Source organism: Solidesulfovibrio alcoholivorans DSM 5433 (assembly GCF_000702665.1).
Classification (GTDB): Bacteria; Desulfobacterota; Desulfovibrionia; order Desulfovibrionales; family Desulfovibrionaceae; genus Solidesulfovibrio; species Solidesulfovibrio alcoholivorans.
The window spans coordinates 1-16852 of record NZ_JNJA01000021.1; the positions used below are offsets into that span (position 1 = coordinate 1).

Here is a 16852-nt window from a genome sequence, read left to right on the forward strand (position 1 = left end):
CCCCGGACCCCCACCCTCCCCAAAAACTTTTAATGGGGGGATAAGGTGGCTCATTTCACCTTGATCGCCGCGAGCCGATGGCGAGTGTGCGTGATTTGCCCAAGCCCCGTCAACCGACTGTGGGGGTGCGGCCCGGGTTTGCGCGTGCGTCGCATAGCGGCGTGCGTGCAAACCCGGGCCGCACCCCCACCATCGGGGGGGACCGGGGGGCGTTACGCCCCCCGGCCGCCGGAGGCATCTTTAATTACTACGCCGTCTCGACGACGTCTTTCTGCGTCTCGTAGATTTCCTTGAGGATGGTGGGCACGTTGTACTCCATCTTCCAGTCCGGGTAGTGCTGCTCGAACTTCTTGAGCCCGCTGATCCACCAGATGTGGTCGCCGATGCGGTTGGTGTCCTGGTACTCGTAGTTGAGCTTCTTGCCCGAAATTTCCTCGCACATGGTGATGGCTTCCAGCATGGAGCAATTGGAGTAGCGGCCGCCGCCCATGTTGTAGACCTCGCCGACGCGGGGTTTCTCGAAGAAGTGCCACAGGCTGTTGACCAGGTCGTGGGAGTGGATGTTGTCGCGGACCTGTTTGCCCTTGTAGCCGTAGATGAAGTACTTTTTGCCGGAGATGCAGCAGCGCATGAGGTAGGACAGAAAGCCGTGCAGGCGCGTGCCGGAGTGGGCCGGGCCGGTAAGGCAGCCGCCGCGGAACACGCCGGTGTGGAAGCCGAAATAGCGGCCGTATTCCTGCACCAGCACATCGGCCGCCACCTTGGACGCGCCGAAAAGGCTGTGCTTGGTGTGGTCGATGGACATGGTTTCGTCGATGCCGTCGTTGTAGGGGTGGGACGGATCGATTTCCCAGCGCGTTTCCTTTTCGATCAGCGGCAGGGAGTTGGGCGTGTCGCCGTAGACCTTGTTGGTGGAGGTGAAGATGAACACGCTTTCCGGGCAATGCTTGCGGAAGTTTTCGAGCATGACCAGCGTGCCGTTGGCGTTGACGGTGAAGTCCATGTAGGGATCGGAGGCGGCCCAGTCGTGGGAGGGCTGGGCGGCGCAGTGGATGACGGCCTTCACGTCCTTGCCGTAGCGGCCGTAGATCTTGGAGACGGCCTCATGGTCGCGGATGTCGGCGTCGTAGTGGGTGTAGTTCTTGAGGGTCTCTTCCAGGCGCTTGCGGTTCCACGAGGTGTCGGCATCCTCGCCGAAAAAGGTCTTGCGCAGGTTGTTGTCGATGCCGACGACGTCGAAGCCCTTGGCGCTGAAAAACTTCACGGTTTCGGAACCGATGAGGCCGGCCGAGCCGGTAACGATGGCGACTGCCACGAGGTTGTCTCCTTTTGGCGGATTGGCGGGTTTCCCGGGGGGGCGTTTACGACGCCCCGGCCTGGCGTGTCCTTTTTGCCAGGTACGTCACGCCCACGAGAAAGCGCAGGAAATACATGCCGCAGGCCTTGGCGGGGTGGGCCAGGAGCCTGCGGTAGCGGCCTTGTTCGACGAAGACGCCAAAAAACCGGTAGAACGCGCCGTACTGGCGGCGGATATCCGGATCGTCCGGATTCTTCCGGGTCCATTTGGCGATGTAGGCCTCGGCGCTGCCCGTGTAATACGTCTTCTTCTTCAGGTAGCGGCCAAGGTCGAAAGCGGCTTCGTTGTGGAAAAGAAGCGGCGTGTCAAGGCCCGAACGCTCCTCGAAGGCAATCAGCGCCTCGGGGATGGCGTCGTGCGCAAGGCGCGACACGTAGGCGTCCACCGCGTCGAAATCGTAGCGCGACAGGAGGCCTATGGAGCCTATGCACTTGAGTTTCTTGTCCAGGTCCCAGTCCTCGGGGCCGGTCAGGGAGGCGTCGAAGCCGCCGACGGCGGCGAAAACGTCCTTTTTGATGCAGCGGGCGCCGTCGATGACGGTGCCGTCGTAGAAGCTGCGCTCGAAACGGCGCACGGAGGGAAAATAGTCCGCGCCGAGCACGATTTCCGGGATGTGCAGGGCGACGTGCTCGCCCGCGGCCATGGTCTCCACGCAACGGCGCACCACGGTGCGCGAGAGGATCATGTCCGCGTCGAGAAACATGACGTACGCGCCCGTGGCGACTTCGAGCATGCCGAAATTGCGCTGGGCCGAGCGTTCCGGCCCCTTGTCGCAGACGTGGTCGGCATAGGCGCGCGCGATGGCCTTGGTGTCGTCGCTGCTGCCGTTGTCCACGACAATGATCTCGAGCGCCTCCCGGGGATAGTCCTGGGCGGCGACGGAGGCCAGGCAAGCGCCGATGTTTTTGGCTTCGTTTTTGGTGGTGACCACCACCGAGACTCGGTCCAAGCCTAGCGCTCCCTGGTCTTCGATCCCGCCGGACGCAGATTCCCGGCGTGCGGCATGTTGCGCGGCATCATGACGCCGCCCTCCGCCCGCTACTTGCAGCCGCAGTTCTTGCCGCGGCTCTTGTTGAGCAGATGCCCGAAGAGCTTGCCGGCGGCGCGAAACAGGAACTTCACGTCGTCCACGTCGCGGATGCCCATGATTTTGCGCGCGATGAAAGCCGGCGTCAAGGCGGCCTTATACAACTCGTCCTTGAATTGCAACACGTCCTCGTTGGAGATCGGGCTTTTCCAGACCGAGGCGCGCATGTCGTAGTCGTCCCAGTTCTCCGTGGTCAGCCAGCCGTTGGCTTTGGCCTCGTCGAAAAGCGGCGTGCCGGGATAGGGCACGACGATGGTCGCCTGGAGCGTGTTGAGCAGGCCGCGCGAAAAGAGCGACTTGGCGAAGTCGATGGTGCGCCGGGCGTCCTCGCGCGTTTCCCAGGGATAGCCGACCATGGTGGTGATGTGCGGCTCGAGCCCGGCCTTCTTGGCCATGGCCACGGTCTGCTCGATCTGGGAGACCTGGATGCCCTTTTTAAGCCTGTTGAGCGTGGCCTGGGACATGGATTCGAGCCCGATGAGGATGAAGCGGAAATTGGCTTTTTTGAGCAGATGCCACTGGTCCTGGGTCAGTTCGCCCACGCGCATGTTGCAGCCCATGACGACCTTCTTGTGCAGGCCCTTGTCGATGAGCCGGCCGCAGAATTCCTCGAGCCACGCACCGCGCGGGAAGCAGCCCGAATCGTCGAAGATCTCGCGCACGCCGCGTTCGGCGACGAGCCGCTCGATCTCGGCCACGTGGCGCTCGGGCGAAACCGTGCGGTAGGTCGCGCCGGGAAAGAGCGTGGTCCAGGAGCAGAACGTGCAGCGGCCCCACCAGCAGTCGCGCCCGGCCATGACGTAGGTGCCGGGGGTGTACTTGAAGTTTCCGTTTTTGTAGGCGTAGCGCTGCCATTTGGTCAGGTCGCGGTCGATGTAGGGCAGTTCGTCCAGGTTGTGCGCAAGGCTGCCCATGCCGCCGTCCACGATTTCCCCGTTCTCTCGCCGCCACACGCCTTCGGGCATGGCCACGGGCTTGCCCGCGAGGTGGTCGGCCAGGTCGGCCAGGATGAAGTCGAAATCCCCGCCGGCGATGACATAGTCGGCCGGGGAGTTTGCCATGGATTCGCGCGGCAGCGCCGTGACGTGGTCGCCCATGAGCACCACGGCCGTGTGCGGCAGTTTCGCCTTGATGTCCGCCGCGATCTTCCAGTGCCGGCTCACGACCGGAGTTTTGGTCTCCATGGCCACGAGTTCCGGCGCCCGCCGGACCAGATCGGCCATGAACGCGTCGTAGGTCATCTCGTCGGCGATGCCGTCGTCGAAGGAAACGTCGTGGCCGCGGGAGGCTAAAAGGCTCGCGGCGTAGGACGGCACCATGGGATAGATGTAGGTGGGGTTGGTGAACCACTGGAACTGCCGGTTCTGGGACAGAAGCGGCGTCCCCTTCTCCGAGGAAAGCGGCGGATAGGCCACGGAAATCTTCATGTTACCTGCCGAGGCTGCTGATCAGTTTCTTTTTGGTCAGGCCCAGCAAAAAGCGCAGGCCGTACCAGGCATGGGTAAGCGCGACGAACGGCATGGCGGCCAGGGCCACGGGCAAGGGTTCGAAGCGCAGGAGGTCGCACAGGATGAGGACCAGGAAAAGGGCGTACGCGCCGAAGCCCAGGCCGATCAGCGCCCCGCCGCAGCTCCAGACCGGCAGGCCCGCCAGCGTGGCCAGACCGTGGAGCACGGCGGCGACGAGGAAGACCACCCAGGCCGCGGGCAGAAAGTAGCGCACGCGCCGCGACGTCTCGGGATGCACCCGCACGAAATGGCCGCGGTGCAGGCCGTAGTTGCCCACCTGGCGCAGGTGCTTTTTGAGACCCGGCCGGCGGTGGTGCCAGACGAAGAGTTCGGGCAGGTAGCGGATGACGCCGCCCATTTTATAAACGAGGTCCAGGCAGAACTTGGTGTCCTCGCCGGGCCAGCAGGCGGTGTCGAAGCCGCCCACGGCGAAAAAGGCGTCGCGCCGCACGATCAGATTGACCGTGGGCCAGTCGTCCACGTCGCGGCTGGGCGGGGTCGGCCGGTAGCGCTCGGGAAAGCCGGTGAGACGGCTTAAAAAGACCGCGCCCGACGCCCGGGCCCAGAAAGGGTCGTCGGCGGGCGTCACGGCCGGGCCGCCCACGGCGGCGAGCTGCGGCTGGTCCTCGAAGGCGATGCGCGCCACGGTGAGCCAGGCCGGGTCGGGATAGGCGTCGTCGTCGATAAAGGCCAGGTATTCCCCGAGCGACAACTCGGCCCCGCGGTCGCGCTTGAGCGCGGGCGAGACCGCGCCCGTGGCCACGGCGCGCACGCGCGGGTCGTCCGTCCAGGCGGCCACGTCCATGGGCGCGTCGGGCAAAAGGATGACCTCGAAGCGCGGTTCGAGCAGGGCGAGCAGGTGCGGCAGGCTCTCGGCGAGGTAGGGACCGGGAGCCTTGAAGGGAATGATGATGGAAAAAAGCGGCGCGTCAGGCAGCATCAGGCGTTGCCGTCCCAGGTTCCGGCGCGGCAGCGCACGATGTAAAGCGGCCTGTTGACGACCTCGGTGTGGATGTGGCCGATGTAGAGCGACATCATGCCCAGGGCGCACAGGACGATGCCGATTAAAAGCGTATTGAAGACCGTGAAAAAGGCGATGGCCGTGATGTTGGCCCCGATGAACCAGTTGGCCAGGACCATGACGCACAGCAGCGGCAGGGTCACGGCCATGATGCCGAGCCCGAGGTAGCCGGCCAGGCGCAGCGGCACCAGCGAGAAGGAGGTGAAGCTGTTGATGGCCAGGTTGAAGAGCTTCTTGACGGAATAGGCAGGCTCGCCCTGGCTGCGGGCCGGGGCGCAGAAAGAGATGTAGGTCTTCTTGTAGCCCATCCAGTCGATGATGCCGCGGAACATGCGCGAGCCTTCGGTGAACTGCGCGAGCGTCTCCACGACCTTGCTGTCGAGCAGGCGGAAGTCCGTGGAATTGGGCGGCAGGTCGAGGTCGGTGAAGCGGCGCATGAACCAGTAGAAGGCTTTGGAGCCGATCTTCTTGACCAGGGAGTAGTCCGCAACCTTTTCGCGGATGGTGGCCACGATGTCGTAGCCCTCCTCCCACTTGGCCACGAGGTCGGGAATGATCTCGGGCGGGTGCTGGAGATCGGCGTCGAGGCAGATCACGGCGCCCGCGCCCACGGCGGCTTCGACGCCGGCGGTGAGCGCCATCTCCTTGCCGAAGTTGCGCGAGAACATGAGGCCCTTGAAGCGCGGATCAACGGCGGAAATGGACTCGATGACGGCCCAGGAGTCGTCGCGGCTGCCGTCGTCGACCAGGATGCAGTCCCACTCGTAGGGGAGCGCGTCCATCACGGCGACAAGGGCGTCGCGCAGGGCGGCAAGTCCCTTGCTCTCGTTGTAGACGGGCACCACAAGGGAAATTTTGCCGCCCCGCCGGCAGGCGGGGCGGCTTACGGCGTCGTGCGTCATCGGCATGGGGGACAACGCGCTCCGCTAGGCCTGCTTGCGCAGGAATGCGTCAAAGTACGCGATGGTTTTCTTGAGGCCCTCGGTGAGCGGAACCTTGGGCTCCCAACCGAGTTTGGCCTTGGCCAGGGTGATGTCGGGACGGCGCTGCTTGGGATCGTCCTGGGGCAGGGGCCGGTAGTCGATGACCGACTTGGAGCCGGTGTACTCGATGACGAGCTTGGCGAGCTCAAGGATGGTGAATTCGCCCGGGTTGCCGGTGTTGACCGGGCCGGTGAAGTCGTCGGGCGTCTCCATGAGGCGCAGGAAGGCCTCGATGAGGTCGTCGACGTAGCAAAAGGAACGGGTCTGCTGGCCCTGGCCGTAGACGGTGAGCGGTTCGCCGCGCAGGGCCTGGATGATGAAGTTGGAGACCACGCGGCCGTCGTTGGGGTGCATGCGCGGGCCGTAGGTGTTGAAGATGCGGGCCACCTTGATGCGCAGGTTGTGCTGGCGGCGGTAGTCGAAAAAGAGGGTCTCGGCGCAGCGCTTGCCTTCGTCGTAGCAGGAGCGGAAGCCGATGGGGTTGACGTTGCCCCAGTAGGACTCGGGCTGGGGATGCACGGACGGGTCGCCGTAGACCTCGGAGGTGGAGGCCTGCATGATCTTGGCCCGCAGGCGCTTGGCCAGGCCCAGCATGTTGATGGCCCCGTGCACGCTCGTCTTGGTGGTCTGCACCGGGTCGTGCTGGTAGTGGATGGGCGAGGCCGGGCAGGCCAAGTTGTAGATCTCGTCGACTTCCACGTAGAGCGGGAAGGTCACGTCGTGGCGCAAGAGCTCGAAATGCGGGTTGTCGAGCAGATGCATGACATTTTGTTTGGCCCCGGTAAAATAGTTGTCCAGGCAGATAACGTCGCAGCCCCGTTCAATGAGGCGTTCGCACAGATGCGAGCCGAGAAAGCCGGCGCCGCCGGTGACGAGAACACGTTTTTTCAGGTGCATGGCTGAAGCCTTAGCGCGGTTTGGATTATTATGGGTTCAAGAGGAGCAAAACGAAGCCTTAATCCCGTTTTTCGGGAAAGTAAATCACTCCCAGACAAGCCCGGCCCATTCGCCGGATTCCCGGACCACGGGCGCGGGCAGGCCGGCGGTCTGGTAGGCGGCGGCCACGTCCGCGGCCTGGGTCGTCAGCACCCCGGAGAGCGCGAGCAGCCCGCCCGGGGCCACGTGGCGCACGAGGCGACGCGCCATGGCAATGAGCGGCGCGGCCAGGATATTGGCCACGACCACGTCGAACGTCGCGTCCGGGGCGAGGCTTCCCACGCCCCCCACGGCCAGGGACATGGCGTCCGCCACGCCGTTTTGGCGCACGTTTTCCGCGGCGCACCACACGGCCTGCGGGTCGATGTCCAGACCCGCTCCCGTCAGCCCCAGCCGGCACAGGCCGATGCCGAGGATGCCCGAGCCCGTGCCGAGGTCGAGAAAGCGCATGCCCGGCCGGATGCGTCCAGCGTGCAAGGCGTCGGCGAAAATTTCCAGGCACAACGCCGTGGTGGGGTGGTGCCCGGTGCCGAAGGCCATCTTGGGCTCGATGCAGATGGGTTTGAGGTTCCCGGTGTCCTTGTCGGCGAGCCACGGCGGCACGATCTCGTAGACACCGCCGACCTCGATGGGCGTAAAAAAGGCCATCCAGGCCGCGCCCCAGTCCTCTTCCTCGATGCACTCGGTCGCCACGGCAAGCCCGGGCCAGTCGCGGCGCAGCTCCTCGACGAAATCCCGGGCCGGCGGCCCGTCTTCCAGGTGCACCCGGAAGCGCACGGCGGTCCCGTCCGGGGCGGGCGTCTCTTCCCAGCCCTGGGCGGCACGCCCGGCGAGCCAGCCCGCGAAGATTTCGGCGGGGACATCCCCTCCCCCGTCCGCGGCAACGGCGGACGCCTCGATATCGACGCGCAAGAGTGAGCGCACGTTTCCTCCCCGGCATGAAAAAACCCGCGACGCCGTCCACGAAGGCCGCCGGATCGCGGGGAACAAGACGGAACATGCCACATGGGGCATGTTCGTTCACAAGACAAAACTGCGAACGCCCAACCGCGCGCACCCGCAGACACGCCCCGACGCCTGTCGCGCCGGCCGCGCAAGACGAAGGCCGAGCCTCAGGCGTCGGCGTCGGCGATGGAGCCGATGCCCGAAGTATAGGCCCCGAGCACGTCCTTGGACAACTGGTAGGTCTGGCTCATGTCGTTCGACGCCGACGCATGGGAGCCGCTGTTCATGAAGTCCAGCGTCTTGGACACCACAGCCGCGCCGAAAGTCTGCTTGTCGGTGGGCGCAAAGCCGTCCGTGGAAGAGGTCCCGCCCGTGCCGGACGACGACGTGTTGTTGAAGGTGTCCAGCGTCTTGGTCACGATGCTGCCCGCCGTCTCCGCTCCCATGGCGCTCGAAAAGGTGATGGCGCTCATCGCTTTCCCCCTTGCCGGCGGCCGCGCGACCATTCGCGTATCTTGCCGGCGCTGTGCACTGTCCGGTTTCCTGCCGCGTCCTCGGAAAACGCGACTGCGTTTCGAGGACGGCAGACTCGAGAGAGCATTCCTTGAAAACCCGGCCGGCCCCTCAAGGGCCCAAACGCTAGGCCTTGGCGTCCGTCAGCGAACCGACACCCGAGGCGAACGCCCCTGCGGTGCCGGAACCGGCCGAGGCGCTGCCGGTGTACACGAGATCGATGGGCGCGCCGCGTTCGAACGCCGTGCTCGGCGCGACGTCCCGAATGTTGTCGAGGGTGTTCATGAGGAGGGAGTAGCCCGCCGAGCTCCCCATGACGTCCCACCATGCAGCGTTCATAGCCGTCCCCTTGCACCGGACTCCATGCGACATTTGTACCCGGGTCCGCGCCGCCGGTCAAACCCTCCGACGCGGAAACCGTTCGCCGCAAAGGCCGCCCGGGCGGGGCTCAGCGCGCGGCCATGGCCACCGCGCCGCCGGGCACGCGCACCAGCTGGCCCACGTGCAAGCGCACCGGATTGAGCCCGGCGTTTTCCGCCAGGATGCCGGCGACGCTCACGCCGTAACGCCGGGCGAGATCCCACACGGTGTCGCCTTCGGAGACGGTATGCATGCGAGCCGCGGCGTCAAGGGCGGTCGGCGCGGCAACCGGGGCCTCGGCCGGCCGGGCTGCGATCGGCGCGGCGGCCGGGGCCTTGCCCGGCTCGTCCTCGGGCGCGGCCGAGGCGGCCACGGCCGCCAGGGACGACGGCACGCGCAGCGTCTGCCCTTCGCGCAGCCGCAACGGATCGACGCCCGGATTGGCCGCGGCCAGGGCCTCGACGGAGATGTCGAAACGCCTGGCAATGCTCCACAGCGTGTCGCCCGCGCCGACCGGGAAGACCAGTGCCTCGGCCGAGGCCGTGGGTCCGCCGCCCGGAATGGTCACGAGTTGCCCCACATGCATATGGGAGGGATCGACCTCGCCGTTGACGGAAAGCAGCGTATCCAGGTCCACGCCGAAGCGGCGGGAAAGCGCCCACAGGGTGTCTCCCTTGGCCACGGGGTAGAGCCCCGCGTCGCCGAGGACGGCCCCCTCCTCGGCCTTGCGGGCCGGGGCCGGGCGTTCCCGGTCGGCCCGGGCGACGCCGGGGAGAGAGAGCACCTGGCCCGGGCGCAGCCGCAGGGGATCGACCGTCCTGTTGGCCTGGCTCAGGCGGTCCACGTCGATGCCCAGGCGGCGGGCGATGGACCAGAGGTTGTCGCCGTCGGCCACGACGTAGCGCTGTCCGGAGGCCTCCACCGCCGTGGCGGCGGCCGTGACGGACGCCTGGGCGGCGGCCGCGTCCGGCACGGCCAGCTCCTGGCCGATGCGCAGCCGGGTCGGGTCGGCGTCCGGGTTGGCGGCAGTCAGGGCGGCCACGGTCACGTCGTAGCGCCGGGCCACGCTCCAGAAATTGTCACCCTCTGCCACGACATGCACGCCTGCGGCACGGCCGGCCTGTCCGGGATGCGCGGGGCGTTCGGGCTGCTCGGCGCGGGCGGCCGGGGCCTTGTCCGCATCGGCAAGCGTCGCGCCGGCCGGCAGGGCCAGGGACTGGCCGATGGACATGCGGCGCGCGTCGATGCCGGGATTGGCCGCGGCCAGGGCGTCGGCGGAAACGCCCACGCGCTTGGCCACGGACCAGAGCGTATCGCCGTCGGCCACCTGATAGGTGCCGGCGGACGGGGCCGCGACGGGCGCGGCCTTGGCGACTTCGGGAGCGGCCGGGGTTCTGGCGATCACGGGCGCGGCCGGAGCGGCCGGGCTCTTGGCGGCGACCACGGCGGCGGGCGCGGCCTTGGCGGGCGCGGCCTTTACGGCGTCGTTCTTGGCGATTTCCGCCTTGGCCGGCGCGACCTTGGCAGCCGGGGCCTTGGCTTCGGCCAAGCGCACCGGGGCGGAGGCGGAGGCCAGGGGCACGGCGTCACGGCCATCCACGGCGGCGAGCAATTCGCGCTGCGGCAGGCCGGCGGCGTCGGCAACGGCCTCCAGGCAGCGGGCGGCCAGCAGGCGCGAACCCGTGCCGGAGATGTGCACGCCGTCCTCGGCGCGCAGCTTCACCACATTGCCGTCGGCCGTGCGGGCCACGGGCGCATACGCGCCGGAGGCGTCGGCCAGGGTGTGCTCGACGTCGATATAAGACGCGTCGGGCAGCGAGCGCGCGGTCTTTTCGATCACGCCGTTGACGTGGAGCATGAGCGCGTTGAAGGCCGGGTCGCCCATGACGGGCACGCCGATGTAGGCCACGGCGGCCTGCGGGTTCTCGGCCCGGACGATGGCGTGAAGCTTGGCCAAACGCGCGGCGTAAGCGGCGTCCCAGGCCTTGGTGCCGAAAGCGGCCTGCCCGCCGCCGAGCGCCGGCAGGGGCTTGTCGTCGTTGGCCCCGACCATGATGAGCACGAGGTCGGGATGATGCGCCTTGACCTGGGCGGTGAGCTGCTCGTCCCAGTTGAAGAAGGCCGGATTGGCCAGCCCACTCGAGACTTTGCCCAGATGGGCGAAGCGCACGCCGGGACGACCGGCGAACACGGCGTCGAGCTGTTTGCCAAGGCCGATGGACAGGGAATCGCCCACGAGCAGGACGGACCGGGATTTGGCCGGACTCGCCGGGCCCGACACGGTCGCGCCGGCCACGGGCAGGCCCGGGGGCAGGATCAGGGACGCCATCAATACGGCCAGGAGGAGGGCCTGACTCGGGTTTCGCATGCAACACCTCGACGCTCTGTCGGTGCGTGCGCCCGGCGACCCCCATCGCCTGCGCCGCGCCCCGGACGGAGCATGATAATGTAAGAAACGCGACCCGGGATGAGAAAGAAATGCAAACAGTCGGCGTCCCTGTCGCCGCGCCAAACAAGCGCTCCGGCCTCCTACAGCGAGTCGTTTCCCCAACGATTCGAGGCGCTTGCTCTTAGGCGCAGCCGCCATGACTGCTTTCCCATCCTGGTCTTGCACCATACCAGAACCGGAAGTCGCTTACAAGAAAAATACCAGAATCGCCGAAAAGGCGGAAAAGAAAGGAAAAAAACTAGAATTGGAAATAAATGAACGGCAACACGCCATCGGGGCCGAGCTTCAGGATGCAGGCCGCAACCAGCCCAAGGGCCGCACCCTGAAGCGGAAAAGGCAGCCATTCGAAGCCCTTGCGAAATGTGTCCTTGCCCGTGAGGTTGGCCAGCTGCATGGCCACGACCACGACCACCAGGATCAGGCAGGTCGGACGAAACCCGGCCCCGGTCGGGTCCAGGGCGACCACGCGCGACAGCACGTCCACGGCCTTGCCCGCGTCCTCGGCCCCGAAAAAGACCCAGGCCACGCAGACATAGCTGAAGGTCGTCAGCCAGCACGCGCCCGACCACACCGCCGCGCCGAAGCCGCCCGTGGCCGGGGCCAGCCCCTTGGCCTCGCGGACCGCGGCCCGCGCGGCGCGAAATTCCACCACCAGATGGTTGGCCACGAGGCCGAAGCCGTGGATGAAACCCCAGATCAGGAAATTGTAGGCCGCGCCGTGCCACAGCCCGCCGAGCGCCATGGTGGCCACCAGGTTCAAGTACTTGCGTACCCTGCCCTTCCGGTTGCCGCCAAGGGAAATGTAAAGGTAGTCGCGCAGCCACAGGGAAAAGGTGATGTGCCAGCGCCGCCAGAAGTCGCGCAGCGAGCGCGAGGAATACGGCGAATTGAAGTTGTCCGGCACGTCGAAGCCCATAAGCAGCGCCACACCCTGGGCGAGGTCGGAATAGCCCGAAAAATCGCAATAAATCTGCGCCGCGTAGGATAACACGCCCACAAGCACCGCGGCCGAGGAAAAACCTTCCGGCGCGCCGAAGGTGGTGCGCACGATATGTTCGGACAAGTAGCTAGAAATAATAATCTTTTTAAGCAGGCCACGCGTGAGCAGGTAGAACGCCCTGGTGAAATCCACGCGTTCGATGCGCGCCTTTTTGAGCTGCGGCAGAAAATTGCCGGCCCGCAGGATGGGGCCGGACAGGATTGTCGGGAAAAAAGATATGAAACAAAAGACTTCGACGAGGCTGCGTTCGACTTTTGTCGGGTCGCGGTAGACGTCGATGGCGTAGCTCATGCCCTGGAAGGTGAAAAAGGAAATGCCGATGGGCATGATCACGTCGAGCAGCGGCACCGGGTTTCCCGCCGAAAAGACGCGGAATACCCAGTCGGCGGAGATATAGAGCATCTCGTAATACTTGAAGAAAACGAGCATGCCCAGGGAGAAGGCCACATAGAGGATCAGGCAGAAACGTCTGAACCGGATGTCGGAAGTCTCAGCGAAGACCACGGCGAAAAACCAGGTCAGAAAACTGAAGACCAAAAGGATCAACAGAAATTTGGCATTGAACGAGGCATAGAATACATAGGAAGCCACCAGCAAAAACAGCCGGTACGGCCCGGCGAACCGGCGGAGGATCCAGTTAAGCGGCAGTATCACTGCAAAAAATAACGCGAATTCAAAACTTGTGATATTCATCAATGGGCTCGCTGGTCCTTCCTGAATTGCGGCGCACGCTAGCGTCGCCGCCGCCAAAAGGCAACCGGCTTGGCAACGGCGGGCACGGCCCCGTCAGGGAGCCGACACCCCTTCCGGCGGCAAATACACCACGATAACGGCATGATGCCGAAATATCGCTTCGGCCCGCCCCTTGCAAACTCCAGGCAGGCCCCGACCGGACGCTCCGGCGGCGGCAAACCCGGAATCGCCATGCCAAACGCTACGCCCACCTCCCGCGCACACCGGCTGCCGGCCGCCCTGCTCCTCGCGGCAGCGCTTCTCGCCTCGCCGCGCACGACGCACCCCGGCCTGGCCCTGGCCGCCGTGCCCGACCCCGGCACCGCCGGCGACGACACCCTGCGCGCCCTGGTCTCCGGTTTCGACCTGCGCGACACGCCGTCAGACGACGCAGGAAACCCCGACAGCCACGCCGTGCGCCTGGCCGTCGCGCCCTACACCGTGCGCCTGGCCGTGGACAAGGCCGCCGTCCATCCCCTGAGCGGCCCCGTGGCCGTGCGCCAGGACGACCGCCTGGGCTCCCTGGGCCTGCCCCTGCGCCTCGTCTCCCTGGTCCCGGCCCAACCGCCCGAAAAGGCAGAGGAATCCACGCCACAACCCCGGGAAACGGCCGACGCCGCCCCCCCGGCCACCAGGGAAGTCGCCGTCAAGAAACCGACGACGCCCCCGGCCGCGCCCCAGCCCCGCGCGCCAGGACACACGCCCGCGCCCGCCGTGACGACAAACGGCCACCGCATCCTCGTGGCCGGCGATTCCCTGTCCATCTACCTGGCAGACGCCCTGCGCCCCCTGCTTGCCGACCGGCCCGGCACGACATTTTCCGCCAAGGGCAAGATCTCGAGCGGCCTCGCCCGGCCCGACTTCTACGACTGGGAACGCGAGATGACCGCCGCCGCCACGGCCGCAAAGCCGGATACCGTAGTCATCATGATCGCCACCAACGACAACCAGACCCTCACCCGGCCCGGCGGCTCCAAAGTGGCCTTCGGTCGCCCCGGCTGGGACGCCGAATACGCCCGGCGCGTGCGCAGACTCGTGGAACTCGCGCGCCTGGGCAATCCCCACGCCCGCATCTTCTGGGTCGGCGCGCCCGTCATGGCCAACCCCAGGCTCAACGCCGACGTGGCCGCCATCAACGCCGTCATCGCCCGACAGCTCGACGCCCTGCCCGGCTGCCGCTTCGTGGACGTGCGCCGCACCCTGGCCGACGCCAGCGGCAACTACGCCAAGGCTCTGCCCGCCCCCGGCGGCCCGCGCACGGCACGCACTCCCGACGGCGTGCACCTGACCGCCTACGGCGCGAAACTGCTTGCCAACGCGACGCTGACCTCCATGAGCCCGACCCTGGCCGCCCTCGAAAGCCGCTGATTCTTTACCCGACCCGCCCCGCGTGGTAGTGCCGGCCCATGGAAACCACCCTGCAACAAATCCTCAAGGTGCAGCTCGCCATCCTGGCCGAATTGCGCCAGTTGCGGCAGGCCCTGGCCCCCCAGGCCGCAGCCGCCGCACCCCAAAAGTCCACGCCGACGCTCGAAACCGCACCCGCGCCGGAACCCGCGCCCGTCGCCGCGCCCGAACTCCACGAACCGCCCGCCGCCGCGCCGCAAGCGTCCAGCACCCCGGAACCGCTCCTTCCCCTCGCCCCGCCGCTGACCGCCGCCGGCACCATGCTCACCCCGGACGAACTGGCGGACCTCGGCGGTCAATTCTTCGATCCCGGGCAAAAGCCGCGCACCCGCACCAAACCCGTGGTCGCCTCGGACCTCAGCGAATCCATCCTCAGCGACATCAAAGCCAAAAACAAAGCCAAACGCAGCGCCTTTTCCGAGTTCGAAAAATTCGGCCGCGACCGGTAACGGCTGGGGCGCAAACGAACTGGGGCGCTGCCCCAGGCCCCGCCGGGACGCTGTCCCGGACCCTGCCAGGGCTCTGCCCTGGACCCGCTGGGGCGCTGCCCCAGACCCCGCCGGGGGGAGTCACTCCCCCCGGTCCCCCCGTCCGGCGTGGTGGCGCGGGGGAAACTGCGGGCACCGGGAGAGCTGGCGTTGGCGGTACGAAGATGGGGCCGGGATTTCCCCTGCCGCTGCCGCCGCTGTCGCGGCAGGCTCGGCAGGGGAAATCCCGGCCCCAGGCCGTCGCCCTTTCAGGGCGAGTTTGAAGGAATTTTGCTTTGAAAGCCTTCTTAAAGGCAAAAGACGTTGTAGAATTTTACTTCCATAACCTCTTAAAATGCGGCGCTTCGCCGCTGGCGCCCGCCTCTCCACCCGCTTGCCGCTCCCCCGTCGGGGAGGTCCAGGAGGGGATCATCCCCTCCTGGCCGCCGGAGGCATCTTCACTCTCTCCTCTCCCTCTCCCCCGACCTCTACCCTTCATCCTTCTTCCGCCTGAAATCGAACAACCGGCCGCGCACGATGGCTTCGCGACCGAATTTATCGCGAATGGCGTCCAGGGCGGCGTTGATTTTGCCGTCGCGGATGTTTTGGGTTTGCGTGGCGGATTCGAACAGGCCGAGTTGCCGTTCCAGGCGGCCGAAGTTGGAGACGCCGACGCCGATGAGGCGCACGGAGTTGGGCAGCGGTTCGGCGTCGAGGAGGGTTCTGGCGGCGTTGAAGATGGTGGTGTCGCTGTCGGTGGGTTCGGGGAGGGTGCGGCTGCGGGTGATCTGGCGGAAGTCATTGAATTTGAGTTTGAGGGTGATGGTGCGGCCGCGGAGGTTTTCCTGGCGCAGTTCGCGGCCGATGCGTTCGGCTTGGCGCAGGAGCCAGGCGGCGAGGCGGTTGCGGTCGGCGGTATCGGTGTCGAAGGTATTTTCGGCGGAAACGGATTTGGCTTCGCGACTGGGGCTGACGACGTCGCTGCCCTGGCCGTTGGCGCGGGCGTAGAGGTCGAGGCCCCATTTGCCGCAGTGGCGTTTCCAGAAGTCGGGCGGATAGTTGAGGACATCGCGCACGAGGCGCACGCCGAGGCGGGCGAGGGTATCCTGCGCGCGTTTGCCGACGCCGGGGATTTTGCCCACGGGCAGGTCGGCGAGGAACGCGGCGACCTGGTCGGGAGGAACCACGGTGAGGCCGTCGGGCTTGTCGTAGTCCGAGGCGATCTTGGCGATGAATTTGACCGGCGCGATACCGACGGAGCAGGCGAGGCCGGTTTCCTCGCGGATCATGGCCTTGATGGCGCGGCCCAGAGTTTCGGGCGGTCCGAAGAGGGTTTCGGTGCCGGTGACGTCCACGTAGGCCTCGTCGATGGAGGCGGGTTCGACGAGGGGGGAGATGCGGCCGAGGGCGGCCATGACGATGCGGGAGACTTCGCTGTAGCGGCGGCGGTTGCCGGGCAGGAAGACGCCGTGGGGGCAGCGGCGCTTGGCTTCGACCACGGGCATGGCCGAGCGCACGCCGAAGACGCGCGCTTCGTAGGAGGCGGCGGAGACCACGCCGCGCAGGTGGTTGCCGATGATGACGGGTTTTCCGGCCAGCGTCGGGTCGTCGTGTTGCTCGACGGAGGCAAAAAACGCGTCCATGTCGAGATGGAGGATGGTCGCCATGACCGAACATGCGTTGAATTTATGCCGAAGGCAAGGCGTCCGGACGCCGCCTGGGAGCCGCCGGATCACCTGCGGCGATCCGGCGGCGTGGGGAAGTTTTACGCCTTGACGTTCACGTTGCCGCCGAGGCCTTTGGCCGCGGAAAGCACTTTCGTCTGAAAATCGAAATCCTGGTCCACCTTACCGGTCGTCTGGTCGGTGTTGAGCCGGGTCAGGGTGTCCGAAACCACCTGCGCGCCGAGTTTCTGTTGCGCGAACGCCCCCTTGAGCGTGCCGCTTCCGGTTCCGTCTATGGCGTCCATGGTTGGCCTCCTTGGATAAAATGTCGCTGTCTCGTCTCTTATCGGCCGCAGGAGAAGGCTCCTTTAGGCCAGCCCGTTGGACAACGCCGTCTCCCTTTTGCTATGAGGCAGCATACCC

15 protein-coding genes are annotated in these 16852 nt (G+C 66.3%); 2 read left to right on the top strand and 13 right to left on the bottom strand.

Annotation, left to right across the window (positions count from 1 at the left end; genetic code table 11):
• Positions 1–247: 247 nt before the first annotated feature.
• The 11 genes from Q368_RS0120715 to Q368_RS0120765 form a co-directional block, all read right to left on the bottom strand.
• Positions 248–1315, bottom strand: coding sequence for an NAD-dependent epimerase/dehydratase family protein (locus Q368_RS0120715; protein WP_029460951.1), 1068 nt, complete (start codon positions 1313–1315; stop codon positions 248–250).
• A 46-nt stretch (positions 1316–1361) separates the two neighbouring features.
• Positions 1362–2306 carry a glycosyltransferase family 2 protein gene (locus Q368_RS0120720; protein WP_029460952.1) on the bottom strand — a complete coding sequence of 315 codons (945 nt, stop codon included), beginning with the start codon at positions 2304–2306 and terminating at the stop codon, positions 1362–1364.
• A gap of 89 nt (positions 2307–2395) precedes the next feature.
• On the bottom strand, positions 2396–3871 hold the full coding sequence (locus tag Q368_RS0120725; protein WP_029460953.1) for a B12-binding domain-containing radical SAM protein: 1476 nt from the start codon (positions 3869–3871) through the stop codon (positions 2396–2398).
• Position 3872: 1 nt separating this feature from the next.
• Complete coding sequence (locus Q368_RS0120730) at positions 3873–4892, bottom strand: glycosyltransferase family 2 protein (protein WP_029460954.1); 1020 nt, start codon at positions 4890–4892, stop codon at positions 3873–3875.
• Complete coding sequence (locus Q368_RS0120735) at positions 4892–5881, bottom strand: glycosyltransferase family 2 protein (RefSeq protein ID WP_245611423.1); 990 nt, start codon at positions 5879–5881, stop codon at positions 4892–4894. Before Q368_RS0120735 ends, Q368_RS0120730 begins: the two co-directional genes overlap by 1 nt.
• A gap of 18 nt (positions 5882–5899) precedes the next feature.
• A complete protein-coding gene (locus tag Q368_RS0120740; protein ID WP_029460956.1) occupies positions 5900–6853 on the bottom strand; it encodes a UDP-glucuronic acid decarboxylase family protein in 954 nt (317 codons plus the stop codon).
• A gap of 84 nt (positions 6854–6937) precedes the next feature.
• Positions 6938–7816, bottom strand: coding sequence for a 50S ribosomal protein L11 methyltransferase (locus tag Q368_RS0120745; RefSeq protein WP_029460957.1), 879 nt, complete (start codon positions 7814–7816; stop codon positions 6938–6940).
• A gap of 188 nt (positions 7817–8004) precedes the next feature.
• Positions 8005–8310 carry a hypothetical protein gene (locus tag Q368_RS0120750; protein WP_029460958.1) on the bottom strand — a complete coding sequence of 102 codons (306 nt, stop codon included), beginning with the start codon at positions 8308–8310 and terminating at the stop codon, positions 8005–8007.
• Positions 8311–8476: 166 nt separating this feature from the next.
• Positions 8477–8689: a hypothetical protein gene (locus Q368_RS0120755; RefSeq protein WP_029460959.1), complete on the bottom strand. Its 213-nt coding sequence runs from the start codon at positions 8687–8689 to the stop codon at positions 8477–8479.
• Between the two features lie 109 nt (positions 8690–8798).
• Positions 8799–11078, bottom strand: coding sequence for a DUF459 domain-containing protein (locus Q368_RS0120760; RefSeq protein WP_029460960.1), 2280 nt, complete (start codon positions 11076–11078; stop codon positions 8799–8801).
• Between the two features lie 319 nt (positions 11079–11397).
• Complete coding sequence (locus tag Q368_RS0120765) at positions 11398–12852, bottom strand: MBOAT family O-acyltransferase (RefSeq protein ID WP_029460961.1); 1455 nt, start codon at positions 12850–12852, stop codon at positions 11398–11400.
• 231 nt (positions 12853–13083) lie between these two features.
• Here Q368_RS0120765 and Q368_RS0120770 point away from each other — a divergent pair, with 231 nt between their 5' ends.
• On the top strand, positions 13084–14259 hold the full coding sequence (locus Q368_RS0120770) for an SGNH/GDSL hydrolase family protein (RefSeq protein ID WP_029460962.1): 1176 nt from the start codon (positions 13084–13086) through the stop codon (positions 14257–14259).
• Positions 14260–14297: 38 nt separating this feature from the next.
• Complete coding sequence (locus tag Q368_RS0120775; RefSeq protein WP_029460963.1) at positions 14298–14747, top strand: hypothetical protein; 450 nt, start codon at positions 14298–14300, stop codon at positions 14745–14747.
• A 506-nt stretch (positions 14748–15253) separates the two neighbouring features.
• Here the strand turns inward: Q368_RS0120775 and Q368_RS0120780 are convergent.
• Complete coding sequence (locus Q368_RS0120780; protein ID WP_029460964.1) at positions 15254–16432, bottom strand: DNA polymerase IV; 1179 nt, start codon at positions 16430–16432, stop codon at positions 15254–15256.
• Between the two features lie 98 nt (positions 16433–16530).
• Positions 16531–16734, bottom strand: a complete 204-nt coding sequence (locus Q368_RS0120785; RefSeq protein ID WP_029460965.1) for a hypothetical protein — start codon at positions 16732–16734, stop codon at positions 16531–16533.
• Positions 16735–16852 lie beyond the last annotated feature (118 nt).

What these genes read in the sequence shown, in the direction of transcription:
- Q368_RS0120725 (WP_029460953.1), bottom strand. Translation starts at nt 3,871, where the DNA reads ATGAAGATTTCCGTGGCCTATCCGCCGCTTTCCTCGGAGAAGGGGACG.
- Q368_RS0120730 (WP_029460954.1), bottom strand. Translation starts at nt 4,892, where the DNA reads ATGCTGCCTGACGCGCCGCTTTTTTCCATCATCATTCCCTTCAAGGCT.
- Q368_RS0120735 (WP_245611423.1), bottom strand. Translation starts at nt 5,881, where the DNA reads ATGCCGATGACGCACGACGCCGTAAGCCGCCCCGCCTGCCGGCGGGGC.
- Q368_RS0120740 (WP_029460956.1), bottom strand. Translation starts at nt 6,853, where the DNA reads ATGCACCTGAAAAAACGTGTTCTCGTCACCGGCGGCGCCGGCTTTCTC.
- Q368_RS0120750 (WP_029460958.1), bottom strand. Translation starts at nt 8,310, where the DNA reads ATGAGCGCCATCACCTTTTCGAGCGCCATGGGAGCGGAGACGGCGGGC.
- Q368_RS0120755 (WP_029460959.1), bottom strand. Translation starts at nt 8,689, where the DNA reads ATGAACGCTGCATGGTGGGACGTCATGGGGAGCTCGGCGGGCTACTCC.
- Q368_RS0120760 (WP_029460960.1), bottom strand. Translation starts at nt 11,078, where the DNA reads ATGCGAAACCCGAGTCAGGCCCTCCTCCTGGCCGTATTGATGGCGTCC.
- Q368_RS0120765 (WP_029460961.1), bottom strand. Translation starts at nt 12,852, where the DNA reads ATGAATATCACAAGTTTTGAATTCGCGTTATTTTTTGCAGTGATACTG.
- Q368_RS0120770 (WP_029460962.1), top strand. Translation starts at nt 13,084, where the DNA reads ATGCCAAACGCTACGCCCACCTCCCGCGCACACCGGCTGCCGGCCGCC.
- Q368_RS0120775 (WP_029460963.1), top strand. Translation starts at nt 14,298, where the DNA reads ATGGAAACCACCCTGCAACAAATCCTCAAGGTGCAGCTCGCCATCCTG.
- Q368_RS0120780 (WP_029460964.1), bottom strand. Translation starts at nt 16,432, where the DNA reads ATGGCGACCATCCTCCATCTCGACATGGACGCGTTTTTTGCCTCCGTC.
- Q368_RS0120785 (WP_029460965.1), bottom strand. Translation starts at nt 16,734, where the DNA reads ATGGACGCCATAGACGGAACCGGAAGCGGCACGCTCAAGGGGGCGTTC.